Below are 24523 nucleotides of genomic sequence, written 5' to 3'. Positions count from 1 at the left end.
CGCTCACCTGGCTGGTGTGCGGCCTCTACTCCCTCGTCACGTACGGCCTGATGGCGGCCACGGTCGGCATCCACATCCGGTTCCTGGCGCTCGACGACATCTACGAGGTGCGTGCCGACTACTCGGCCGACGTCGGGACCGGCGGGGCCCTCGGGTACCTGTTGACCGGTCAGGCGTACGTGATCAACCCGCTGGTCCTCGCGCGCGGCATCTTCCGTCGCCGCCCGTCCCTGGTGGTCCTCGCCTTGGCCGGGCAGTTCCTGCTGTACTCGAGCACCGGGTTCAAGGCGGTCCTGTTCTCGTTCATCGCCGTCCTCGGGATGGCGGTGCTGTTCCGGGGCACGAAGCCGGCGCGGTCGCTCGCCTTCCTCGGTGCACCACTCGCGATCATGATCGTCTCCGCGGTCGCCGACGAGGTGCAGGGCGGCATCACCTGGACGTCGGTGTTCACCCGCCGCTTCATGCTGACGCCGGGGCTGCTGTCCTCGGTGTACGTCGACTACTTCTCCGACAACACCGTCGCCCGGTACGGGTACTCGTTCCTCAGCCCCTGGATCGAGTACCCGTACGATCTGCCACCGCCGAAACGGATCTCCGACTACCTGGTGCCCGGATCGGTGGGCTACGCGAACGCCAACCTGTTCGCCGACGGGTTCGCGAACCTGGGGTGGATCGGGATCTTCGTCGCGGCGGCTGCGCTGTTCGTCTGGCTGCGGTTCCTCGACGGCGCGAGCCGGGGGCTCCCGATGCGGGTCGCGGCGATGGCGGTGGTGATGCCGAGCATCATGCTGTCCAACACGTCCATCTTCACGGCGATGCTCTCGCACGGGCTGCTGATGGGGACGCTGATCCTGCTGATCGCCCCGCGCAGTGGCTGGGAGCGCGCCTCGCCCAGACGGCGGCCCACCGTTCCGGGCGACGATCGGCTGCGAGCACGGTCCCGGAGCGGCCGCCGTTCGGCACTCGTGGGCGGAGCACCCGCGCCCGCGCTGACACAGGCGTCGGCACCGGCACGGTTGCTGCTCCGCGCGGCGCCGGCGCATGGTGCTGGGCGCCGCGATGCTGCAGCACGTGCGCGGACCGCTGGCCGGACCGACCGGCGGAAGGTGCCCGGCCGTCGAGCAGCTCAGCCCTCGCGGACCCGGAGCACCGCGCCGGCACCGGCCACGACCGCGGTCGTCGCCGCGGCCCAGTCGTTGTCCACGAGCACCAGGTCGTTGGCCGTCTGGCGGCACAGCACCCCGTAGACGGCACCGCTCTCGACGCTGCCCTCGTACCGGTTGCCCACCAGGTGCCCGCGGTTCTCGGTGGCGCGGACGTCGATCGCGACCGACGTCGCCGTACCCTGTCGCCGCAGCCCCGCGATCCGGTTGCCGACGAGCGTGATGCCGTCGTTCGAGTGGTACAGGGAGAGCCCGCGACGGACTCCGCCCGGGCAGTGGTTGTGCGCGACGATCAGGTGCCGCGTCAGGTAGACGAGCACGGCCCCGTCGCGGTCACCGTCCCCGTAGCCCGTCACGGTGTTGCGGAGGACGATGCCGTTCGCCCGTTCGGCGGGGTCCCCGACGGTCTCGCCCGCGCCGCGGATGACTATGCCGGACCCGGGGCCGGACGTCGTGCGGCGGACGACGTTGTCGATGACCGAGCAGTCGAGGGGCGCGTACTTCGTGGCGCCGGCGTTCGCCTCGTCCTTCGAGGGGACGATGGCGATCCCGACCCGGCAGTTCTCGACGAGGTTGCGGTGGATCGCGATGGACTGGCCGCCGTGGGTGTCGATGCCTTCCCACGCGGGGACGTCGGAGACGTGGTTGTCCGCGATGACGATCCGGGCCGAACGTGGTGCGCCGAGGAGTCCGGTGGTGGTCGCGCGGACGGCCTCGATGCCGTACGAGTTCAGGTACGGCGCAGGCTGGGTCACCCGGGCGATGCGGTTGCCGCGCACCGTGCCGTCGGTGCACGAGAACATGAGCACCCCGGCGTAGCCGACGTCGGCGATGACGCAGTCCGCGACGGTGAACGCCGCGCAGTGGTCGAGCAGGACACCGTCGTGGGAGAAGTCGCGGATGTCAGCGCCGAGGATCCGGACGTCGCGGAACGGCCGGGTGACGGTGCCGACGACGTGGACACCCCGACCGAGCCCGGAGTGGTCCGACCCGGAACCTCGGAGGACCGCGTCGATGATGGTCACGTCCGACGCGGCGACGACGACCAGGTCGATGTCGCGCGTGGTGGAGAGCGATCCGCCGACGAACCGGATCGTCACCGCGCGGTCGATCCGCAGCGGCTCGGACAGCGCCCAGTGCCGGGTCACGACGAGCACGGCACCCGCGTCGGTGGCCGCGACGGCGTCCTGCAACCGGGCGACCCCGGCGTCGGTCACCGTCCGGGCCGTGTCCGCCGGCGCGGGAGTCGAGCGCCCGGACGCGGCAGCCGGCCGGGTCCCGGTGGCGAGCAGCGCTGCGGGGATCGCTCCGGCCGCGCCGAACAGCGCACCCCGTCGGCTGACGACCGACCGGGGTGTCCGGAGCGGCGTCACCGCCCGACGGCTTCCGGCACCGGCGAGGCGCCGGACAGCGAGCGGTACAGGTCGAGCAGGACGTGCTCTTCGTGGTCCCACCGGAAGCGTTCGAGCACCAGGGCGCGGCCGGCTTCGGCGTGCCGTCGCAGCAGCTCAGGATCGCTGTCGTACCGGCGGAGTGCGGCCACGACGGCTTCCGGGTCACCCGGTGGCACCCACGTCGCGCAGTCGGCGCCGTCGAGCAGCTCGCGCCAGAGCGGGACGTCGGTGGCGACGACCGCCAGTCCGGCCGCCAGGTACTCGAAGAGCTTGGTGGGGATCGACGCAGCGTAGGCGGGCGTCGGCAGGAGTGGGAGGAGCCCGACGCGAGCCGTCACCAAGAGGTCGCGGGCCCTGTGGGGTGCCAGGACGCCGCGGTGGTCGATGCGTCCGGTGTCGACCAGCGCGTCGAACGCACCGCGGTCGACCGCCGAGTCGATCGGACCGGCGGTGACCACGCGCCAGCCGTCCGGGAGCCCGGGTGACGCCGCGACCCCGGTGAGGACGTCGATCCCCCGGTCGCGGCTGATGGACCCCAGGTAGACGGCCACCCGACCACGAGCAGCGGCCGGTGGGGCGTCGGTGTCCTGGGCACGGAGCCGTGGGACGTTCCGGACCAGGACGGTCCGGTCGGCGCGGAAGCGGCGCGCGATGGTCGGCGTCGCGGCCACCACCGTGCGTGACCGGCGCGCCAGGGCGACTGCCGCGTGCGCCGCCACCGTGCTGCCACGGCGGGCGACGGGGCCGAGGTACTCCTTGCCCCGCACCTGCTCCGGCAGGTCTTCGTGGGCGTCGTACACCACCGTCCGGTGCAGCACACGCAGGAGCGGGAGCGCCCAGAGCAGTTCGGGGTCGTGCAGGTGCACGATCGGCGCACGTGACGAGAGTGCCGCCCCGATGACCTGGACCGAGGACACCAGGACCCGTCGCCCGCGACGCCGAGCCGGGATGCGTCGGACGTACACCCCCGTCTCGGGATCGGGCAGGTGCCAGTCCGGATCGGCACCGGCGCCGGCGGCAGCGACGGCGACCAGCGCTGTGCGGTACCCGGCACGCGCTGCGCTCGCCGCAGCACGGAGGTGCACTCGGTTGTCGGTCCACGGGTGGGCGCTCGAGACGTGGACGATGTCGAACGGGCGGGGTCGAGGGGCCATGCAGCGAAACTACGGGGCGCCGCGGCCCCCGCGCGAGTTATATACATGTTGCATTCCGGTAGACTCGTCTGTTCACCACGATCCGTCGAGCAGATGGTCGTCATGACGGCGGGTCGCTCGCACCACGAGCAGCAGGACGGCGACGTAGGAGACGGTCATCGCCGAGGCGAGCGCGACGAGCACGACCGGCATCGGGGCCCCGAGCACGGACGGCACGAGCACCGCGGCGGCGCACACCACGAGACGTGATGCGTCCCACGTCAGCTGTGCCCCCTGCCGCTGCAGCATCGACAGCACCTGCGTGACCGGCGATGCGGCGACCTGGACCGCGAACGCCGGGACGAGGACCTGGGCGTAGGTGCCGGAGACCGCCCACTCCGCACCGAACACGGCCGAGAACACGGCGGGTCCGAGCAGCACGACGACGAGCACCGCGACCGCACCGGCGGTGGCGAGACGCGCGACGAGCCGCAGGACGAGCCGGCGCACGGGATCACCGGATCGGATGCGGAGTCCGAACGCCCCGGCGGCGTACTGCGCGGTGGCGTCGGCCACCATGCCGACGGGCGCACCGAGCACCCGCATCGTGAGGGCGACGAAGCCTGCGGCGACGCTGCCGTGCAGGGCCGCGATGAGCAGGCCCGGCGCCTGCTGGCCGACGACGTTCAGCATCGAGGACCACGGCGTGATGACGAGGAACCGCCGGTGGTGACGGGCGGCGGACGAGAGCGCCCGAGGGGTGATCCGCTCGCCGTCGCCCCGCCGGAACCGGACCATCCCGAGCACGGCCGCGATCCGGCCGACCGCCAGGCCACCCACCAGCCCGACCGGACCGGCCGCGGCCATCGCCAGGTTCCAGACGGACTGGCCGATGCCCTGGCAGGCGTTGCGCACGGCGATGGACCGGTGCTGCTGCCGTCGCGCGAGCACGGCCGAGGCGATCCGTTGCGCCCCCACCGCGACGACCGTCACGGGCACGGTCCACCACAGGTCCTCGAGGGCCGGTGCGGTGAACCACCGTGCCGCGTCACCGCGGAGGACCCAGGCAGCCCAGGCGGTGCCTGCACCGACGACCAGCGTCGAGAGCAGACCGAGTGTGACCAGCGCGTCGGTCGTCGCCCGGTCGTGTGCGACGACCAGCGCGCGGTCGGTACCGAGCGTCGCTCCGGCTCCGAGGATGCTCGCGACCGCCGTGACGACCGCGAGCGTGCCGAAGTCCGCCGGGGTGTAGAGCCGGGTCAGCAGCGGTGAGATCGCCACGACCAGGCCCTGTCCGAGGACCGTGCCCACGAGGATCGTCGCGATCGCCGGGAGACGCCGACGGGGCGAGGACCGCACGGTGTCAGACCACGGGGACCACGGGCGGAGCACCGATCGCGGTCACCGTGGTGGACGCCCACCGTTCGACGTCGAGGACCCGTCGGCCGTCGACGACCGTGCGGACGCCGGGGAGCCGGGACTCGTCCCACGTCGCGTACTCGGCGTGGTCGGCCTGCACGACCGCGGCGTCGACCGGTTCGCCGTCGGTGTGTGGCTCGAAGCCGAGACGGCGGAGTTCGTCGTCGGAGTAGAGCGGGTCGGAGACCGTCACGAGCGCGCCGTGCGCCCGGAGTGCGTCGACCGTGCCGAACACTCCGGAGAAGGCGGTCTCCTTCACCCCGCCGCGGTACGCCGCGCCGAGGACGACGACGCGCTGGTCACGCAGGTCACCGTGCAGACGCTCGAGGAGGTCGACCGCGTGCGACGGCATCGCGGCGTTCCGCGCACGGGCGGCACGGACGACCGTGGCCTCCGGGTCGTTCCAGAGGTACAGCCGCGGGTACACCGGGATGCAGTGACCGCCGACCGCGATGCCGGGGCGGTGGATGTGGCTGTACGGCTGGGAGTTGCAGGCATCGATGACCGCGGCGATGTCGATGGACTGCCGTTCGGCGAACCGGGCGAACTCGTTCGCCAGCGCGATGTTGACGTCGCGGTAGGTGGTCTCGGCGAGCTTCGCGAGTTCGGCGGCCTCGGCGGTGCGGAGGTCCCACACGCCGTTCGGCCGACCGAGGTCGTCGCGCTCGTCGAACTGCAGCACCGCTTCGTAGAAGGCCCGGCCGCGCGCCGAGCCCTGGTCGGAGAGACCACCGACGAGCTTCGGGTAGCGCCGGAGGTCGGCGAACACCCGGCCGGTCAGGACCCGCTCCGGCGAGAACACCACGTGGAAGTCCTGCCCCTCGACGAGTCCGGAGCGGGCCTCGAGCCGGGGTGCCCAGCGGCCACGGGTCGTCCCGACCGGCAGCGTCGTCTCGTACGCGACCAGGGTGCCGGGTCGCAGGTGGTCGCCGATCGTGTCGGTGGCGGCGTCCATCCAGCCGAAGTCGGGGATGCCGTCGGCATCGACGAAGAGCGGCACGACGACCACGACGACGTCGGCGCCGGGGATCGCTGCCGCGGCGTCCGTGGTCGCGCGGAGCATCCCTGCGGGGACCACCTCACGCAGGCCGTCGGCGAGCCCGTGCTCGCCGGGGAAGGGCTCGGTCGCAGCGTTCACGGCGTCGACCACCCCGCTCGCGACGTCGAGGCCCGTGACGTGTGCACCGGACCGTGCGTACTGGACAGCGAGCGGGAGCCCGATCTTGCCGAGACCGACGACGACGACGTTCATGCTGCTGCTCCTTCGGCGTCCGTGCCGAGCTGCACGGTCTGTTGGATCCGCGAGGACTCGAGGACGGCCTCGGCGACGAGCACCGTCCGGAGGCCGTCGCGGAGGGTGACGACGTCCGACGGCCGCCCGAGCACGGCGTCGCGGAACGCCTCGTGCTCGACCAGGAGCGGCTCGCGCTTGGTGATGGCGAACCGGGTACTGGCCCCCTCGGACACACCCCGGAACGCGGCGACCTGGTCCCACTCGGTCTGGACGGTGCCGTTCGCGTGGAAGGTCAGGTCGGCGGTGAGGGTGTCGGCGACGAACGTGCCGCGGTCACCGGTGACGATCAACAGGCGCTCCTTGTACGGGGTGAGCCAGTTCACGAGGTGCGAGGTCAGGGTGCCGTCGGCCAGGCGTCCGGTCACGGTGACGAGGTCCTCGTGGGGACGCCCGCTCTTGGTGCCCGCGAGCGCTCCGACGTGGACGAACGGTGACCGGGCGATCCACGACGTCGAGTCGATGTCGTGCGTGGCGAGGTCCTTCACGACGCCGACGTCCGCGATCCGTGCGGGGAAGGGCCCCTGGCGACGCGTGACGATCTGGTAGACGTCGCCCAGCTCACCGGCGTCGAGCCGCTGTCGCAGCGCCTGGAGCGCCGGGTTGTAGCGCTCGATGTGGCCCACCGCGCCGACGAGTCCGGCGCGGTCGAAGGCGGCCACGAGGCGCGCGGCAGCCGGACCGTCGACCGCGACGGGCTTCTCGATCAGGGCGTGCACCCCCGCCGCGGCGAGTTCCAGACCGACGGCTTCGTGGTGCGCCGTGGGGACCGCGACGACCGCGGTGTCGAGGCCGAGTGCGACGAGCTCACCGACGGACCGGACGACCGGCACGCCCTGGGCGACGTCGTGCTGGTCACCGAGGGCATCGGCGACGCCGACGAGCTCGACCCCCTCGAGCGAGCGCAGGACCCGGGCGTGGTGCCGCCCCATCATCCCGAGGCCGATCACCCCGGCCCGCAGCACGCCGCTCATCGTCCGGCCCCGGCGAGGGTGTTGACGGCCTCGACGACGCGGTCGAGCTGCGAGAGCGTCAGGGTCGGGTAGACGGGGAGCGCGAGGACCTCGGACGCGGCACGCTCGGTCTCGGGCAGGTCGAGGTCGTGTGCGAACGACGGGAGGCGGTGCACGGGCGTCGGGTAGTAGACCCCGGTCCCGATGCCGAACTCGGAGCGCAGCGCGGCCGCGAAGCCGTCGCGGTCGGACGGCACCCGCACGACGTACTGGTGGAAGACGTGCTCGGCTCGGGGGTCGGTCGTCGGTGTCACCACCCCGTCGAGTTCACGGCTGAAGTAGGCCGCGTTCGCCTGACGCTGTGCGGTCCACCCGAGCACCTTGCGGAGCTGCACCCGCCCGATCGCGGCGTGGATGTCGGTCATCCGCGCGTTGAAGCCGATGACCTCGTTCGCGTAGCGCTGCTCCATGCCCTGGTTCCGGAGCAGCCGGAGCATCCGGTCGACCGCGGCGTCGCGGGTCGAGACCATGCCCCCTTCGCCCGCGGTCATGTTCTTGGTGGGGTAGAGGCTGAACGCCGCGGCGTCGGACGAACTGCCAACGCGCGCGCCTGCCCAGCGGGCTCCGTGCGCCTGCGCCGCGTCCTCGACGACGAGCAGCTCGTGCTCCTCGGCGATCCGGGCGATCGCGGTCATGTCGGCCGGGTGCCCGTAGAGGTGCACCGGCATGATCGCCCGCGTGGCCGGGGTGACCGCGGCGCGGACGGCCGACGGGTCCACGCAGTAGGTCAGGGGATCGATGTCGACGAACACCGGCTCGGCGCCGACGAGTCGGACGGCATTGGCCGTGGCGGCGAAGGTGAACGACGGCACGATGACCTCGTCGCCGGGGCCGAGCCCCAGTGCGACGAGGGCCAGGTGCAGTGCAGCGGTGCCGCTGTTGACCGCGGTGACCGAGGCTCCGGCGACGAGGACGTCGCCGAACTCGCGCTCGAAGGCGGCGACCTCGGGGCCCTGCGCGAGCCCGCCGCCTTCGAGCACGGCATCGACGGCGCGGCGTTCTTCGAGGCCGATGAGGGGCTTCGCCGCGGGGATGAGTTCGAGTGTGGTGGTCAACGGATCGCCTCGATCGTGTCGGTGGTCTCGGAGTGGAGGAAGCGGTCACCGGTCTCGGTGCAGACCAGCGTGCGGTCGTCGACCTGCGCCAGCCGTCGGCCGGTCCGGCTCACCCAGCCGATGCGGCGGGCGGGGACCCCGGCGACGAGCGCATGGTCCGGGACGTCGTGGACGACGACGGCGCCGGCTGCGACCATCGCCCACCGGCCGATGCGGATGGGGGCGACGCAGAGCGCTCCAGCGCCGATCGACGCACCGTGCTCGACGACGACGGCCGTGGGCCGCCAGTCGTCGGCGTCCTGCACGGAGCCGTCCGGGTTGATCGCCCGCGGCGTGTTGTCGTTGGTGAGGACGGCACCGGGGCCGATGAAGACACCGTCGCCGACGACCGCCGGTCCGTAGACGAGGGCGCTGTTCTGGATCTTGCAGCGGGCACCGATCTGGACGCCGGCGCCGATCGTGACGCCGCGGCCGACGAGGGTCTCGCTGCCGACGGACGCGTGTGCCTCGACGTGGGAGTCGTCCCAGATGCGGACCCCCGGAGCGACGGCCGCCGAGGGCGACACGACTGCTGCCGGGGCGATGAACGCCGTCGGGAGAGTGGGACTGGGGGTCATGGGTGCGCTTCCGGATCAGGCGCGGCGGGACCTCCGCTGCCCGACCACCATACGATATACCGGTACGACATATCAAGTGTGATGATCGCGAGTGCGATGCGAAGGCACCGCGGTCCCACCGCCGGACGCCGGTAGTGTCGTCCCGTGCGATGGAGTCGAGTGAACTGGCCCTCCGTTGGCTACGTCTCCCTCGAGGACTTCGACGGCCAGCGCGAACACGTGACCCGGTTGCTCGAGGACGCCCCGCCCACGGTCGCCGCGCTCCTGACCGTCAAGTGGACCGACTCGAGGATCGAACGCTGGGTCGTGGAGTCCGCCGACGCCGTCGTCGACCCGGACGCCGACGAGGACGACGTGACGACCCCCGTCGACCTGCCGGGTCACGGTGTGCCGGACCCGGTCGTCGTGCACGCCGACATCGTGGTCCGAAACGACGAGGTCCTCGACACCCCGAGCGGCCTGTGGCGCCGCTGGAACCACGCCAGGGTGTCGCTCCGGCTCCGGGACGCCGTCATCGACCCGCCGGGTGTCGATCCCGCAGCACTGCTCGCCGGTGACGCGCACGTCGCCCGGGGCGAGCTCGAGTACCTGAACGAGCACGACGCCTGGGAACTCCGCCTGCTGATCTCCCCCGTCGGCGAGGTCGCGATCCGGTTCCGGGGCGTCCGGGTGGCGATCCGGAGCGTCGCCGAGAGCGTGTACGCCGACCTCGAGGCGCGCCCGGCACGCGGCTGGCACGGCCCGGTGCCGGACGGCTGGGTCGAGTGGACGACCGAGGTGGTGCGGGCAGCGGCCTACGGCGACCTCGGCGGACTGCACCTGGCCGACGACGCGAGCGACGTCGACGACGTCGACCCCCGCTGGGGCTTCGCCCCGCTGCACGCCGCCGCGTGGTTCGACCACCCCGAGATGCTCGAGGAACTCCTGCGCCGGGGCGCGACCCTGCAGCTGGAGGACACCGAGGGGCGGACGCCGCTGACGCTGGCGATCGACCGCGACGCGCGACGGGCGGTCGACGTGCTGGTCGGAGCGGGTGCCGACCTGGAGGCCCGTGACGGCGACGGCAACACCCCGATCGTCCGCGCTGCGTGGGGTGGGCACGCCGCGATCGTGCGTGCGCTCGCCACCGCGGGTGCGGACACCAGGGCGCGCGGGTCACGGGGCGCGACGCTGCTGATCGCGGCCGTCGACTCCGGCGACCTCGACACCGTCCGGGTCGTGCTGTCGCTCGACGTCGATCGGGACGCCGTCGACGACGAGGGCTCGACCGCCGCGGACCGGGCGGAGCTGCTCCGCGAGACGGCCGTCGCCGACCTGCTCGCCGCGGCCTGAGCGCGGCCCGCACCACGGCCCGTGCCCCGGCCACGTGCCGGGCGCACGGAAGCGCGGCGGACGGGAGCAGGGCCTCCCGTCCGCCGCGCGCCTGCGGGGTCGACCGTCCTAGACGGTGACCGACTCGAGGGCGTTCGCCTGCGCGACCCGCCCGTACCAGCGGGCGGAGTCCTTCGGCGTGCGCTCGAAGGTCTCGCGGTCCCACGCGACCAACCCGAACGTCGGGCGGAAACCGGAGGCCCACTCGTAGTTGTCCAGGAGCGACCAGTGCTGGTAGCCGAGGACCTCGATGCCGTCCTCGATGCAGCGGTGGATGCCCTCGAGGGCGCCCTGCGTGTACGCCTGCCGGCGGGAGTCGTCGGCGGTGGCGATGCCGTTCTCGGTGATCATCAGCGGGACGCCGCCGGAGAGCTCCCACGCGCTGCGGAGCCCGTCGGCCGAGGCCTCGGGGTAGAACTCCCAGCCCGTCAGGGTGGTCTCGACGTCGTCCGTCACGGGCAGGGGCCCGTCCGGACCGATGAACGTGCGGGTGTAGGCCTGCACGCCCAGGAAGTCGTCGCCGGCGGCCTGCTCGAGGTACCAGTCGTCGCGCGGGTACCCGTACTCGCGGAGCATGGCGTCCGCCCCGGGGTCGCCGGACGACTTGAAGGCCTGGGTCGCGATGGTCCACCCCGACCGGAGGCCCGACACCTGTGACAGGACCTCGCGCGACCGCTTGTGGCTGGCCAGCAGGGCGTCGGCGACGCCCAGGTCCGGGTTCGGCAGGCCGAAGGCCACCAGGTTGGCCGCGTCCTCGCCGCCGGCGAGCATGGCCGCGATGTTCGGCTCGTTGATCGTGCAGACGTAGCGGACGCCGTCCTGCACCACGGGGAGCGCGGCCTCGGTGTAGCGGGCGAACAGGTCGGCGGCGTCGGGTGCCCGCCAGAAGCCGTCGCGTTCGAACCAGCGCGGCACGGTGAAGTGCATGAGGGTGACGATCGGCTCGATGCCGAACTCGTGGCAGGCGTCGACCATGCGGCGGTAGTGGTCGACCTCGGCACGGCTGACGAACCCGCGCTCGGGCTCGATGCGGGCCCACTCGATGCTGAACCGGTAGGAGTTCAGCCCGAGCTCGGCCGCGATGCGGATGTCCTCGCGGTACCGGTGGTAGCTGTCCGCCGCGTCGCCCGAGGGCTCGACGATGGTGGTGTCCGGCTCGTGCTCGTGCACCCACCAGTTGCTGTTGACGTTGTTGCCCTCGATCTGGTGGGCGGCGGTGGCGGCACCCCAGAGGAAGCCGTCGGGGAACTGCAGCGTGGAGATGATGGTGCCTTTCAGTGCTTGTTCGAGTCAGTGCTGGCTCAGGTCAGTGCTGGCTCAGGAATGCGTCGAAGACGGCGACCGTCCCGAGCGGGTTCTCGACCTGGGGGCCGTGGTAGCTCGCGGGGATGACGACGTACTCGGCGCCGGTCTGCTCGGCCATCGCCCGCTGCCACGGGATCGGCCAGGCGTTGTCCCACTCGCCGTGGGCGACGAGGACCGGCAGGCCCGTGGCGCGCAGGGCGTCGGAGGCGTCGGTGTGGTCCTCGAGGATGTGGCCACCGGCGACGACGCTGAGCGGGCTCGTCGCGTCGAAGCGGTCTCGGACCATCCGGACGTCGTCGGGCAGCTCCTCGTCGGGTCGGTACGCCCAGAGCGGGTTCGTCGAGTCGAACAGCTGCCGGAGGTTCCCCCCGGTGTCGTGCAGGATCGTCAGCTCGGCGACCTTGCGGTACGGCCACCCGTGCGGCCCGGAACAGAACTGCACGACGTCGCGGAACGCCGTCGGGTCCTGGAGCGCGGCGGCCCGGACGATCACACCGCCGAGCGAGTGCCCGATCAGGTGCACGGGGGCACCGTCGTCGAGCAGGCGCGCGACCCGGACGACGTCGGCGGCTTCTTCGTCGAGGGAGTAGTCCCGCGATTCGGTCGGGGCGGCCGAGTCGGCCTGACCACGCCGGCTGATCGCGACCGCGGTCCAGCCGGCGTCGCGGAGGACGGGCAGGAAGGTCCGCCAGTCCTCCTTCGAGCCGGTGTAGCCGGGGACGATGAGCACGGTGCCCTTCGACACCCCTTCGGGCACGATCCGGTAGGCCGTGAGCCGCCCGACCGGGACGTCGATCCCGACGACGTCGACGCCGTCCGGGGTGGGCAGGTGCCCGAACGGCGGGACCGTCGGGAAGTCGTGCAGGTTCGTCATGCGCGCAGGGTCCTCCGCGGGTTGGGAACGGCGTCGAGGAGGGCGATCGTGTACGGGTCCTGCGGGTCCTGCAGCACCTGGGCCGTGTGCCCCCGCTCGACCACGGCGCCCTCGTGGAGCACCATGATGTCGTCCGTGATGAGCCGCGCACTCAGCAGGTCGTGCGTGATGTAGAGGAGCGAGACGCCCCACTGCTCGCGGAGGTCCTCGAGCAGTGCGAGCACACCGGCGCGCAACGTCACGTCGAGCATCGAGACCGGCTCGTCGGCGATGATCACCTGCGGGTCGCTCGCGAGCGCCCGGGCGATCACCACACGCTGCCGCTGCCCGCCGGAGAGCTGGTGCGGGAGCTTCTGTGCGAACTGCTCGACGGGGGTGAGCCCCACCGTCTCGAGCAGCTCGAGGACCCGACGTCGGGCATCGCGCCCGGTGAGCCCGGTGTAGTTCGCGATCGGCCGGGACAGCGTGTACTCGACCGTGTGCAGCGGGTTGAGCGCCGAGTACGGGTCCTGGAACACCATCTGGACCTCGGAGCGGAGGTCCCGTAGACCGCGCTTGCCGAGGCGGGCGACGTCGAGGTCCCCGAACCGGACCGTGCCGGTGGTTGGCTTCTCGACGCCGGTGAGCAGCTTCGCGATGGTCGACTTGCCCGAACCGGACTGGCCGACCAGGGCGAGCGACTGCCCGGGCTCGAGGGTGAACGACACGTCGCGCACGGCCTGCACCGGCTGCTCACCGCGGCGCGGCGCCGGGTAGGTCTTCACGATGTGGTCGACGACGATCGGGTTGCGGGCGGCACTGCGCTCGCGGGAGCCGACGGTGCTGAACGACGAGGTCGTCTCCTGCCGCTTCTCGCCGGCCTCGGCGCGGAGCGAGCGGTCCGGGAAGCCCGGCAGCGACACCACCTCGGCGCGGGGGTCGGCGTAGTGCGACAGGAGCATCTGCGTGTACTCGTCCTGCGGGTCGCGGAGGATCTCGCGGGAGCCGCCGTCCTCGACGATTCGGCCCTCGTGCATGACGAGGACGCGCTCGGTGGCCTCGAGGACGATGCCGAGGTCGTGGCTGATCAGGATCGCCGTGAAGCCCTCGGTGCGCTGCAGCTCGATGATGGTGTCCATCACGGCGTGCTGCACGAGCACGTCGAGCGCCGTCGTCGGCTCGTCGAACACCATGAGCTGCGGCTCGAGCGAGAGCGCCAGGGCGATGGAGACGCGCTGCCGCATGCCGCCGGAGAGCTCCCCGGGGAACCGGGCGAGCATGGACGTCGGCAGCTTCACCTTCTCGATGAGCTCCTTCATCCGGGCGTCCCAGCGGTCGCGCGACACGTGGCCGTGCGCCTTGAAGACGTCGATGAAGTGGTTGCGGATCGTGCGCACCGGGTTGAGCGCGTTCATGCCGGACTGCAGCACCATCGCGAAGCCGCCCTGCCGCTGCTGGCGCAGGGCTTCGTCGTCGAGGTCGCGGATGTCCTTGCCCGCGAAGACGATGCTGCCGCCGTTCGTGCGCGCCGGCGGCTTCTGCAGCCGGGTCAGCGCGTAGCCGAGCGTCGACTTGCCGGAACCGGACTCGCCGACCAGGCCGACGAACTCGCCCTTCTTGAGCTGGAACGACACGTGGTCGACGGCTTGGACGGCCGTCTGGCCGGCCGATTCGTAGACGACCGACAGGTCGCGGACGTCGAGCAGGACGGAGGCGTCGCCCTGGTCGTGACGGGCGTCGGACCGGAGGCCCGTGGCGGCGCCGGTGGGCGCCTCCAGGCCGTCTGCCGGGTGCGTTTCTGGCAAGCCGCTCATGCGCGCTTCTCCTTACGGGGCCGTGCGCCGTCGCGCAGCCGCGGGTTGGACACGGCGTCGACGCCGAAGTTGATCAGGGTGAGGCTCATCGCGAGGAGTGCGATGCAGAGACCCGGCGCGAAGAGCAGGATCCACTGCCCGGTGAGCAGCGCGTTCGAGTTCTGCGCCCAGTACAGGATCGTGCCCCAGCTGACGATCGACGAGTCGCCGAGTCCGAGGAACTCGAGGCCCGCCTCGGCGAGGATGGCGCTGGTGGCGGCCCCGAAGAAGCTGCCGACGATGAGGCTCGTCATGTTCGGCAGGATCTCGCGGAACACGATGCGGGTCGCGCCCTCGCCGGAGAACTGGGCGGCGGTGACGAAGTCCCGGCCGCGCAGCGACTGCGTCTGCGAGCGGAGCACACGAGCACCCCATGCCCAACCGGTCACGACGATGACCGCGATGATCACCGCGATGCCGCCGTTCTGCAGGTAGGCGGCGATGACGATCATCAGGGGCAGACCCGGGATGACGAGGAACAGGTTCACGATGAACCCGATGACCTCGGCGATCCAGCCGCGGACGTAGCCCCAGCTGAGGCCGATCGCGACGGCGACGAGCGTGGACAGGATGCCCGCGACCGCGCCGACCATGACCGAGATGCGGGCGCCGTAGATGATCTGGGACAGGACGTCCTCGCCGGCGGCGGTGGTGCCCATCCAGTGGTCGGGCGTCGCGTCGGCGGACCGGGCGAAGCCGTTCTGGCTGGCACCGTACGGGGCCAGGAGCGGGGCGAAGATCGCCACGAACACGAAGACGCCGAGGATGATGATGCCGATCCGGGCCTTCTTGTTCGACCAGACGACGCCGAACTGGCGGGCCGCGGCGCGCCACTTGGACGGCGCCTGGGCTGCTTCTTCTTGCGTGCGGACTGCGACTGTGGCGTCCGGGGTGGTGGTGTTGGTCATCGACGCGTCCTCGGGTCCAGAACGCCGTACATGACGTCCACGATGAAGTTGGCGATGAGCACCGACACGGTGATCATCAGGAAGAGGGCCTGCATGAGCGGGTAGTCCTGCCCGATCACGGCGTTGAACAGCAGGTAGCCGATGCCCGGGTAGCCGAAGACCTGCTCGACCAGGACGGAACCGCCGACCACGCCACCGAGCGCCAGACCGAAGCCGGTCAGGTTCGGCAGGATCGCGTTGCGGGCCGCGTAGCGGATGGCGACGGTGCGCCCGCGGAGGCCGTTGGCCTCGGCGAAGGTCACGTAGTCGTCACCGAGCGTGTTGATCATCGCGTTGCGCATGCCGATGATCCAGCCGCCGAGGCTCGTCACCAGGATCGTGACCGCCGGCAGCACCGCGTGCTGCAGTGCATCGCCGAAGAACGCACCGTTCAGGCCCGGCGTCGTCGTGGCCGAGTAGGCGCCCGTGGTCGGGAACCAGTGCAGCACGTAGCCGAGGAAGAACAACAGCAGCAGGGCGGTCCAGAAGTACGGGAACGTCGACATGAAGCTGCCCGACAGGGTGGGGAGCGAGTCGAGCCAGGTGCCGCGCTTCCACGCCGCCGCGACACCGATCAGGGTGCCGAGGACGAACGCCAGGATCGTGACGACCCCGACGAGGATCAGCGTGTAGGGCAGGGCCTTCGACACGAGGTCGCCGACGGGCTGCGGGTAGAACGTGTAGCTCGTGCCGAAGTCGAGGGTGATGACCTGGTGCAGGTAGCTGACGTACTGGTCCCAGAGGTTGCCGGTCGGCACCCCGAGCTGGGCCTCGATGGCCTTCTTGGTGGCGTCGGTGACCGGGCCGTTCTGGCTGAGCTTCGCGAGTGCGGCGTCGGCCGGGCTGCCCGGCATCAGGCGCGGGAGCACGAAGTTCAGCGTGACCGCTGCCCAGAGGGTCAGGACGAAGAGGACGAGTTTCTGGAGGATGTACTTCACTTCTGGTCCTCCTGCTGCGCGGCGTTCTGCTCCTGCAGGATCTGCTTGCCGGCGGCGCTGTCGCGCAGACGGAGCTTGGTGAAGATGAGCAGCGGTGCCGAGTCGTAGTTCTGCGGTGCCATGTAGGGGTCCTTCGCGCTCGGCCAGCCGACGAACTTGCCGGTGTTGAACAGGCCCCAGAGCCCGCCGTAGTACATGCCGATGACGGGGAGCTCGTCGTAGACGGTCTGCTGCAGCTGGTCGAGGATCTCCTGCTGCTTCGCGGTGTCCGTCGTCGCCTTGTACTCGTCGAGGAGCTTCTGGGTGTCGGCGTTCTTGTACCGCTCGTAGTTGTTCACGGTCGACTTGCCGACGGGCTGGTAGAACTCGCTGCTGAGCAGGGAGTTGAACGCCTGGTAGACGTCGCCGTTGCCCATGCCGCCCATCGCCATGTCGAACGTGCCGTTGTTGATGTTCTGCTGGTACCCGGCGGGCTGCGGCGCCTGGATCGTCACCTTGATGCCGATGGCCGTCAGTTCGCGGCGGACCTCCTGCGCGGCGCGGAGCCAGTCGGAGTAGCCGTTCGCGGTCATGATCGTGATCGCGAGCTGCTTGCCGTCCTTGACGACCTTGCCGCCCTGCACGGTGTAGCCGGACTTCTCGAGGCTGGCGAGCGCCGCCTTCGTGTCCTGCGTGATCATGCCCTTGTCGGGGATGTCCGGGTTGAGGTAGCGCTCCTGGTTCGGCAGGATCAGGCCGGTCTGGCCCGCCGCCGACAGGTTGCCCTCGGACGCGGTCTCGGCGATGGCGTCGCGGTCGAGCGCGAGCGAGATGCCCCGGCGGACGTTGACGTCGTTGTACGGCGCCTTCGTGAGGTTCGGGATGAGGCCGATCACACCGCCGGCCGGGAACCACCACTCGTTCGTCTTCGACGCGGCGCCCCAGGTGCCCTTGACGTCGGAGATGAACGAGTACGCCCAGTCGTAGCCGCGCGTGACGGTGTCGAGCTGCGTGTTCGTCGCCGGCAGGATGAGGTGCTTGATGGCGATCTTGTCGGCCTGCCAGTACTTCGGGTTCTTGTTCATCGAGTACTGCTGGTCGGTGTAGTTGCCGAGGACGAACGGCCCGGTGCCGACCGGGTTCGGGTCGCGCCAGGTCGTCGGGTCCTTCACGCCGCCCCAGTGGTCCTCGCCCAGGATGTACGTCTGCCCGATGATCGTCAGGCTCGGGACGTCCTCGCTCTTGAGGTGGAAGACGACGTGGTCACCGTCCTGCTCGATGCTCTTGATGTGCTGCCAGGCGCCCTTGACGTCCATGGCGGGGAACTTCTTGAGCAGGTCGAAGGTGAAGACGACGTCCTTCGCGCTGAACGGTGAACCGTCGGACCACTCGACACCCGAGCGGATCGTCATGTCGATGGTCTTCGCGTCGGGCTGGCTCCACGCGCTGGCGAGCCAGGGGTTGCGCTTGCCGTCGAGGGGGTTCACCTCGATGAGGGGCTCGTACATCCACTTGGAGGCCGTGCGCGCGTTCGCGATGTACGGGTTGAAGTTGCGGTCGAACAGCGGGTTGCCGCGGTCCGCGTTGATGAGCATCGTGTCCTTGCCGATGGTGGGATCGGGTTCGGATCGGACCTGGATGCTGCAGCCGGTGGCCACGAGGGCCACTGCGGCGAGGCCGGCGATGGCCGCGACGAGGCGGCCTCGGCGGCGGGGGCCTGGGTCACGCGTGCCGCGCGTGCGCTGTGGGGGAAGCGTCATTGCTCGGTCGACCTCCATGTCGATTCGGTACGTGCTCAATGTATGCGCTTACATCGCGCCGTGCAACTGCGGGTGTTGTTTCGCGGGGTGGCACCGTGCGAGGTGTCGTCGGCGCGGGGCGTCGCACGGTGCGAGGGGCGTCGCGCGTGGTGCGAGGTTCCGTCCGTGGTGCGAGGTCGCGAGGCTCGCACCGAACACGGAACCTCGCACCACACGCGCCCCGCACGGTGCGACCTCGCGATGACACGCCCGCTACAGCGCGGGCGGGCAGCTCTCGCGCAGCAGCACCTCGACGGGCAGGCGCACGGCGCGCGGCGGCCCCTCGCGACGTTCGAGCCGGTCGACGATCGCCAGGACGGCAGCACGCCCGAGCGCCCCCATCGGCTGGTGCACCGTCGTCAGGCGCGGCGACGAGAACCGACCGGCGTCGATGCCGTCGAACCCGGTCACGACGAGGTCCTCGGGCACGCGGAGCCCCCGGGCAGCGGCGGCGTCGAGCACCCCGAGGGCGGACTGGTCGTTCGAGCAGACGACGGCGCGCGGGACGTCGTCGGCCAGCAGTGACACCGCGAGCTCCCGCGCTCGGGCACGCCCGAAGTCGCCGTGCACGGTGCGCACCGCCGAGGCCGGCACCCCGTGGTCGGCGAGTGCCGCACGGAACCCCGCCGAGCGCTCCATGTCGTCGGGCGAGTCGATCGGCCCTGCGACGTACGCGAGGGACCGGATCCCCAGGCGCCCGATCACGTGCGACGCCAGGGTCCGCATGCCCGCGGCGTTGTCCACGCTCACCGAGTCGAACCCGTGCGAGCGCCGGTCGTCGGCGAGCACCACGACGGGGATGCGGCGGGCGACGTGCTCGAGCAGGTCGTCGGGCACGGTCTGCGCCAGCACGGCGAGCCCGTCGACCCGGCCGGCGACGTCGTTCACGATGACGTCGCGCGACGAGCCCCGCCCGGCGGCGACCATGAGCGCGAGCCCCCGCTGCCAGGCCTCGGTCTCGGCACCGCGCAGGACCTCGTCGAAGTACAGGTTGGACGAGAACGGCTGCGTCACGTGGCGCCGGTCGTCGACCACGCGGACGCCGCCGTCGGTGACCAGGTCCGGCCGCTCGTCGGGCACCACGTCGAACCCGGGCAGCAGCAGTCCGACGACGCCGGTGCGCTTGCCGGCGAGAGCCCGGGCGTTGCCGGACGGAACGTAGCCGAGGCTCCGGATCGCCGCCTGCACGCGGTCCCGGGTGCCCTCGCGGACGGCGTCGGGCGTGCGGAGCACGCGCGAGACGGTGGCGATGGAGACGCCGGCTGCAGACGCGACGTCGTAGACCGTGGGAGGTGCGGTGCGCTGGTCGGCCAACCCGTGCCTCCCCTTCGACGTCCGCTGGTGCCGCGCCTCGCGCTGTGCGGCCGGACCATCCTAGGCATGGCGTGTCCCGGGAGTTCTCCACACGGTGCCGGAAACGCTTGCGGGACAGCGGGGGTCGCGCGACACTGTTCCGACCTCAGTACGTCCCGTGAGGAAGCGCACCAGCGGGCCGCGTGCCCGCACCGATCAGGTTGCCCACACACAGGGGAAGGACACGACATGTCACAGTCGACACGTTCCGGGAGCAAGCTCGCACTCCGCGCGAGCCACGACGAGGCCGAGGTGCGCGACGCGCTGCTCGAACGCACGGATTCGATCCGCACGTTCGACGACCTCGACGCACCGCAGGAGACGACGGACCTGCGCTAGCGGCTCGCGCCCGGCCTCCCCCCGGACACGGCCAGGAGGCCCGGGCAGCGCCCGCAGACCGCTCACGTCCGCGCGCACTCAGCGCTCGGTCGCGCCCACGATCGTCATGCCTGCCCCGCGCAGGCGTCGGCGCTCCTGCGCGATCCAGCTGAGGAGCCGGTCGTTCGTGCCGGCGACGTGCGCGGCGACGAGTTCCGCTGCGCGGTCCGCGTCCCCGTCGCGCACGGCGTCGATGATGGCGCTGTGCTCGTCCCAGGCGGCGTCGCGGGCCTCGGGCGTGCGGACCTCGATCCAGCGCGTGCGCTCGAGCCGCGTCAGGGCATCGGCGATGGCGTCGGTGACGAACCGGTTGCCACCGAGCGCGGCGAGGTCGAGGTGGAACGTCGACCCCATGCGGATGCCGGCCTGCTGGTCGGGGGTGGGCTGGAGCGCGTCGAGGTGCCCGCGGACCTCGGCCAACTGCTCCGGCGTGGCACGCTGGACGGCCAACCGGACGGCAGCGGGCTCGAGGATGCCGCGGAGTTCGGCGAGCGAGGCGATCTCGTCGAGGTCGATCGGGGTGACCGTCCACGAGCGACCCTCGTGCAGGATGAGCCCCTCGCGCTCGAGCCGCGACAGTGCGGCGCGGACCGGCGTGCGCGAGGCGTGGAACCGCGCCTCGAGCCCGCGCTCCGAGATGCGCTCCCCCGGTGCGATGTCGAGGGTCAGGATGGCTGCGCGCAGGTTGTCGTAGAGCTGGGCCGTCTGCGACACGGGCGCGGCGTCGGTCGTGTCGGTCACGGCGGACAAGCCTAGCGGCGTGACGGCAGGAATGGTATACCGTTGTGGTATACCAATTCGTTCCGCGATGGAACGACGACGAACGGCCGACACGACCCATGCCCACGACCGACGCCCCGCAGCGATCCACCACGACGCCGCCGGTCTCCGCCCGCGCCTGGACGATGCTCGCCCTCGGGGTCGCGGCCCAGGCGGCGGGGACACTCGTCGTCTCCGCGCCGGCGCTCCTCATCCCCCACCTGCTCAGCCGCGGCACGTCCCTGCCGGCCGCCGGGCTGCTCGCCGCCGCCCCGACCTTCGGCATGGTGCTGACGCTCATCGCCTGGGGCGCGATCACCGACCGGTTCGGCGAGCGCGTCGTCATCGCCGGCGGGCTCGTGCTCACCACGCTGGCCGTGGTCGGTGCTTGGCTGGCTGCGGGCGACCCGGTGCTGCTCGGGTTGGCGTTCCTGGCCGGCGGCATGACGAGCGCCTCGACGAACGCCGCGAGTGGTCGGGTCGTGGTGGGGTGGTTCCCGAAGGAGCGCCGGGGACTCGCGATGGGCATCCGGCAGATGTCGCAGCCGCTCGGGGTGACGCTCGCGGCGGTCACGGTGCCGCAGCTCGCCGAGGGCTCCGGGATCCGCGCCGCCCTGGTCCTGCCGATCGTGCTGTGCGCGGTGCTCGCCGTCTGCTGCGCGATCGGGATCACCGACCCGCCACGCCCGGCCCGAGCCACGGTGGCGACGACGACGGCCGCGAACCCCTACCGGTCCAGCGGGTTCCTGTGGCGGGTGCACGCGGTGTCGGTCCTGCTCGTGGTGCCGCAGTTCACCCTGTCGACGTACGGGCTCGTCTGGCTCGTGGGCCTCGGCTGGTCGACACCGGCGGCCGGGCTGCTCGTCGGCGCCGCGCAGTTCGTCGGGGCGATCGGCCGGATCCTGGTCGGTGGCTGGAGCGACCGGGCCGGATCGCGCGTCGGCCCCCTGCGGATCGTCGCGGTGAGCGCGGCGGTGGTGATGGCGGTGCTCGCGGTCGTCGACGCCACGCACCTGGCCGGGGCTGCGGTGTTCCTGGTGCTCGCGACGAGCGTGACGGTCGCCGACAACGGGCTGGCCTACACGTCGGTCGCCGAGGCGGCGGGGCCGTTCTGGTCCGGCCGGGCGCTCGGGGCGCAGAACACCGGGCAGTTCATCGCGGCGAGCGCCGTCGGTCCGGGCATCGGGACGTTGGTCGGTGCCCTCGGGTTCGCGGCGTCGTTCGGCATCGTGGCGGTGCTCCCGCTGCTCGCGGTCCCGCTGGTGCCCCGACGCGACCGTTCGTACGACTGACCGTCCGCACGACGCAACGCGATCGACCCCGTCGGTCGGCTCCGCCCGCCGCGCTCGTCAGCCCTGTTCGTGGTCGGCGCGCTCGGGATCGTCCTGGGACTCTCGTCGGCGGTCCTGCATGAGCTCCTTCGTCCGGAGCAGGCGCAGCGCCGTCACGAGCACCAGCCCACCGAGGACGTTGAACAGCAGCGTGTACCCGAACCAGCCGAGCCACTGCCCGTAGGTGATGTCCGCTCCCGACTGGATCGCCCCGAAGACGAGCAGCGAGTCGAGGATCGAGTGGAAGAGCTGCAGTCCGGCGAGCAGGAAGCCTCCGGCGACGGCGGCGACGAGCTTCGCGGGGTCCGAGTCGGTGCCCTGCTGCATCCGCGTCATCAGGGTGATGGTGCTGCCACCCAGGACCGCCAGCACGATGCTCTGCAGTCCGAACGGCGCGTCGACGTAGTGGTGCGCCGACTCCGAGAGCGTGGCGTGCCACTGCGGGAACGCCTGGACGACGAGCCACATGAACACCCATCCCCCGGCCAGGTTCGCCACGAGGGTGCCGCCCCACAGTCGCACGAGCTGCAGGACGGTCCCCTCGCGGGCGACCACGGCCGCAACCGGCATCAGGAAGTTCTCGGTGAAGAGTTCGCTGTGCGCCAGGTGCAGCGCGATGAAGCCGATGCCGAAGGCCAGCCCGGCGAGCAGGTGACTGTCGGTCTCGGTGAGCACGGCGAGGTACGCCATCACCCCGAGACCGACCTCGAGGCCGCCGAAGAACCCCGTGACGAGGACGGCGCGGGTTGTCCGCTGCAGCCGCTCCGCGCCCTCCTCGATGGTCGCGTCGAAGGACTCCGCGAGTTCGTCCTCCACGGGTGCGTCGCTGGTGCCGAGCTCACGTCGGCGGTCGTCGGTCATGGCCGGGACGCTATACGCGGCGATCGTGGCGGCCCGCAGGATCGCGCCGTGACGGACGGGAGGCCCGGTACCAGCTGGCACCGGGCCTCCCGTCCGTCGTCCGGTCACCGCTCAGGCGGCCGGCACCGCCGGTCCCACCGGCCACCGCAGCAACGCCGCGGCGGGCGCACCGTTCGGCAGCGACGCGGCGTTCACGAGCCGCAGCTCCGCGTCGGTGAGGGCGACCGCCCGGACGATCGCGCACACGGCCGGGACCGGTCCGATGGCCGGTGCGCCCGCCGCCTGCTCGGGTGCCGTGGCGATCCACGGCACCGCTCCCAGCGCGAGCAGGGTGCGGTCGCCGATCGCGGCGGCGTCGATCGCGACGACCGAGGCCTGCGCCTGCTGCAGCGCCTCGACGACGGACCCGAGGCCGGTGACCGTCTGGTTGTCCCCGCGGCCGACGTGGGTGCGGAGCAGGTTCTCGAAGTCGTGCCGGCGGGTCGCGATGACCCGGGCGAGCGCGATGTCGACGTGCTCGACGAGCGCGGTCTCCGACGCATCCGACGCCCGGGGATCGACCGGGACCTCGGAGACGACGGCGCGCGCCTCGGTGGACAACTGGTCGAGCAGGAGCCCCCGCGCGCGGATGTCCCCCGCGACCACGATGAGCTTCGGCTGCAGCCGCCGGAAGGCCTCGTCGACGGACGCAGCGACCTCGTTCTGGTTGTCGCGCCAGATCTCCTCGGTGTGGTGCTGCCACCGCAGGTGCGACCAGCCGCCGCCCTGGAACTTGTGGAGCGTGTCGGTGCGGCCCTGCACGCGCTGCTCGTCGCGACGGTCCGGCACGTCCGCGTGGCCAAGACGGTAGGCGCGGTAGCCACCGCCCTCGCGACCGACCTCGACGATCAGGAACGGCAGGTCGAGCGGCCGGTGTGCCAGGAGCGGCAGCAGGTCGGGCACGGGGTCGTGGCCGATCGACGTCGGGGCGTGCATCGCCCCGGGCAGGACCTCGCTGAGCACGAGTTCGCCGTCGTGCACGAGCACGTACCGGCTGACCGGCGCGGGCACCCCGGGCGTCTCCTCGAGTTCGGCCATCACCGTGTCGATGACCTCGGCGTCCGCCCCGGCCGACCGCAACTCGTCTTCGGCCTTCCGGCGCTGCAGGGCGGCGACGTGCTGCGGGTCCTCACGGTCACCGGACGCGTCGACGTAGGCCCACGTCCACGTGCCCCCCGCGCTTCAGGCGTTCGGCGATCCCGGACTGCAGGTGCGGGGCGTCATTCTGCGTCAGAGCCATCGGTGCTGCCCTCCCCGGTCTCGGTGCGGTACACGGTCGCGTCGGCTCCGTCGCCGTCGCCGGTGGGCAGGGGGTCGGCCCGGTCGGCATCGTCCTCGGGGAGCACGTCGGTGGTGTCGTCCTGCAGCTCGCCCTCGAGCGCGCCGTCGTAGCCCGACGCGGCGACGGTCTCCGGGCTGTCGGTGTCGTCGGGGACCGGCTCGGACTGCCGGAACTCCTCGACGTGGGCGTTGCTGCCGTGCCCCTGGACGATGCTCTGCGCCTCGTGCGCGAGCTGCTCGTCGAGTTCGGGGCGATGGGTGGTGTTCCCGCGTTCGGTCATCGCTTCTCCTCCCGGTCGTGCCACCGGCGGCCTTCGCCGTCCGGGGCGTCGGTGTCTGCTCTGTGACCCCACCGTCCGCGCCCGGGCCTGGGGCCGTTCCAAGGTGCGCA

General features: G+C 71.7%; 21 protein-coding genes. 3 read left to right on the top strand and 18 right to left on the bottom strand.

Annotated features, from left to right (window positions below; all coding sequences use genetic code 11):
- Positions 1 to 1126 precede the first annotated feature (1126 nt).
- The 7 genes from DEI96_RS02565 to DEI96_RS02535 form a co-directional block, all read right to left on the bottom strand.
- Entirely contained in the window at positions 1127 to 2536 is a 1410-nt protein-coding gene (locus DEI96_RS02565) for a right-handed parallel beta-helix repeat-containing protein (protein WP_181440474.1), read from the bottom strand.
- Positions 2533 to 3711, bottom strand: a complete 1179-nt coding sequence (locus tag DEI96_RS02560; protein ID WP_111022723.1) for a glycosyltransferase family protein — start codon at positions 3709 to 3711, stop codon at positions 2533 to 2535. The genes DEI96_RS02565 and DEI96_RS02560 overlap by 4 nt, the downstream gene beginning before the upstream one ends.
- 72 nt (positions 3712 to 3783) lie before the next feature.
- Complete coding sequence (locus DEI96_RS02555) at positions 3784 to 5001, bottom strand: lipopolysaccharide biosynthesis protein (RefSeq protein ID WP_181440473.1); 1218 nt, start codon at positions 4999 to 5001, stop codon at positions 3784 to 3786.
- Between the two features lie 52 nt (positions 5002 to 5053).
- The gene (locus DEI96_RS02550) at positions 5054 to 6361 is read right to left on the bottom strand and encodes a nucleotide sugar dehydrogenase (RefSeq protein ID WP_111022721.1); all 1308 of its coding nucleotides are present in this window, start codon (positions 6359 to 6361) and stop codon (positions 5054 to 5056) included.
- On the bottom strand, positions 6358 to 7374 hold the full coding sequence (locus tag DEI96_RS02545) for a Gfo/Idh/MocA family protein (RefSeq protein ID WP_111022720.1): 1017 nt from the start codon (positions 7372 to 7374) through the stop codon (positions 6358 to 6360). The genes DEI96_RS02550 and DEI96_RS02545 overlap by 4 nt, the downstream gene beginning before the upstream one ends.
- Positions 7371 to 8468, bottom strand: coding sequence for a DegT/DnrJ/EryC1/StrS family aminotransferase (locus DEI96_RS02540; protein WP_111022719.1), 1098 nt, complete (start codon positions 8466 to 8468; stop codon positions 7371 to 7373). Before DEI96_RS02540 ends, DEI96_RS02545 begins: the two co-directional genes overlap by 4 nt.
- Complete coding sequence (locus DEI96_RS02535; RefSeq protein WP_111022718.1) at positions 8465 to 9085, bottom strand: acyltransferase; 621 nt, start codon at positions 9083 to 9085, stop codon at positions 8465 to 8467. Before DEI96_RS02535 ends, DEI96_RS02540 begins: the two co-directional genes overlap by 4 nt.
- Positions 9086 to 9229: 144 nt before the next feature.
- On the opposite strand from DEI96_RS02535, the gene DEI96_RS02530 reads away from it, so the two are divergent.
- A complete protein-coding gene (locus DEI96_RS02530; protein WP_146246871.1) occupies positions 9230 to 10417 on the top strand; it encodes an ankyrin repeat domain-containing protein in 1188 nt (395 codons plus the stop codon).
- 108 nt (positions 10418 to 10525) lie between these two features.
- Here DEI96_RS02530 and DEI96_RS02525 read toward each other — a convergent pair whose 3' ends face one another.
- The 7 genes from DEI96_RS02525 to DEI96_RS02495 all read right to left on the bottom strand — a co-directional run bounded on the left by DEI96_RS02525 (position 10526) and on the right by DEI96_RS02495 (position 19444).
- Complete coding sequence (locus DEI96_RS02525) at positions 10526 to 11722, bottom strand: family 1 glycosylhydrolase (RefSeq protein ID WP_111022716.1); 1197 nt, start codon at positions 11720 to 11722, stop codon at positions 10526 to 10528.
- A gap of 40 nt (positions 11723 to 11762) precedes the next feature.
- Entirely contained in the window at positions 11763 to 12635 is an 873-nt protein-coding gene (locus DEI96_RS02520) for an alpha/beta fold hydrolase (RefSeq protein ID WP_111022715.1), read from the bottom strand.
- Entirely contained in the window at positions 12632 to 14428 is a 1797-nt protein-coding gene (locus tag DEI96_RS02515) for an ABC transporter ATP-binding protein (protein ID WP_111022714.1), read from the bottom strand. The genes DEI96_RS02520 and DEI96_RS02515 overlap by 4 nt, the downstream gene beginning before the upstream one ends.
- Positions 14425 to 15375: an ABC transporter permease gene (locus tag DEI96_RS02510; protein WP_111022713.1), complete on the bottom strand. Its 951-nt coding sequence runs from the start codon at positions 15373 to 15375 to the stop codon at positions 14425 to 14427. The genes DEI96_RS02515 and DEI96_RS02510 overlap by 4 nt, the downstream gene beginning before the upstream one ends.
- Positions 15372 to 16352 carry an ABC transporter permease gene (locus DEI96_RS02505; RefSeq protein WP_017886395.1) on the bottom strand — a complete coding sequence of 327 codons (981 nt, stop codon included), beginning with the start codon at positions 16350 to 16352 and terminating at the stop codon, positions 15372 to 15374. The genes DEI96_RS02510 and DEI96_RS02505 overlap by 4 nt, the downstream gene beginning before the upstream one ends.
- Positions 16349 to 18091, bottom strand: a complete 1743-nt coding sequence (locus tag DEI96_RS02500; RefSeq protein ID WP_246521061.1) for an ABC transporter substrate-binding protein — start codon at positions 18089 to 18091, stop codon at positions 16349 to 16351. Before DEI96_RS02500 ends, DEI96_RS02505 begins: the two co-directional genes overlap by 4 nt.
- A gap of 252 nt (positions 18092 to 18343) precedes the next feature.
- On the bottom strand, positions 18344 to 19444 hold the full coding sequence (locus DEI96_RS02495) for a LacI family DNA-binding transcriptional regulator (RefSeq protein ID WP_071250632.1): 1101 nt from the start codon (positions 19442 to 19444) through the stop codon (positions 18344 to 18346).
- A 228-nt stretch (positions 19445 to 19672) separates the two neighbouring features.
- Between DEI96_RS02495 and DEI96_RS02490 the strand changes: the two genes are divergently transcribed.
- Entirely contained in the window at positions 19673 to 19822 is a 150-nt protein-coding gene (locus DEI96_RS02490) for a hypothetical protein (RefSeq protein WP_155896754.1), read from the top strand.
- 78 nt (positions 19823 to 19900) lie between these two features.
- On the opposite strand, the gene DEI96_RS02485 is transcribed toward DEI96_RS02490, so the two are convergent.
- Positions 19901 to 20602, bottom strand: coding sequence for a GntR family transcriptional regulator (locus DEI96_RS02485; protein ID WP_231564062.1), 702 nt, complete (start codon positions 20600 to 20602; stop codon positions 19901 to 19903).
- A 98-nt stretch (positions 20603 to 20700) separates the two neighbouring features.
- On the opposite strand from DEI96_RS02485, the gene DEI96_RS02480 reads away from it, so the two are divergent.
- Positions 20701 to 21912 (top strand): MFS transporter, encoded by a 1212-nt coding sequence (locus DEI96_RS02480; protein WP_111022712.1) that lies wholly within the window; start codon positions 20701 to 20703, stop codon positions 21910 to 21912.
- 57 nt (positions 21913 to 21969) lie between these two features.
- On the opposite strand, the gene DEI96_RS02475 is transcribed toward DEI96_RS02480, so the two are convergent.
- The 3 genes from DEI96_RS02475 to DEI96_RS02465 form a co-directional block, all read right to left on the bottom strand.
- Entirely contained in the window at positions 21970 to 22812 is an 843-nt protein-coding gene (locus tag DEI96_RS02475) for a formate/nitrite transporter family protein (protein ID WP_111022711.1), read from the bottom strand.
- Positions 22813 to 22923: 111 nt separating this feature from the next.
- Positions 22924 to 23889, bottom strand: a complete 966-nt coding sequence (locus DEI96_RS02470) for a baeRF2 domain-containing protein (protein WP_146246870.1) — start codon at positions 23887 to 23889, stop codon at positions 22924 to 22926.
- Positions 23890 to 24071: 182 nt separating this feature from the next.
- Positions 24072 to 24413 carry a hypothetical protein gene (locus tag DEI96_RS02465; RefSeq protein WP_111022709.1) on the bottom strand — a complete coding sequence of 114 codons (342 nt, stop codon included), beginning with the start codon at positions 24411 to 24413 and terminating at the stop codon, positions 24072 to 24074.
- Positions 24414 to 24523: the final 110 nt, after the last annotated feature.

This window comes from Curtobacterium sp. MCLR17_031 (assembly GCF_003234775.2).
In the GTDB taxonomy this organism is placed as follows: domain Bacteria; phylum Actinomycetota; class Actinomycetes; order Actinomycetales; family Microbacteriaceae; genus Curtobacterium; species Curtobacterium flaccumfaciens.
The sequence above is the reverse complement of the archived record's forward strand: the minus strand, read 5'-3'. Positions and strand labels throughout refer to the sequence as shown.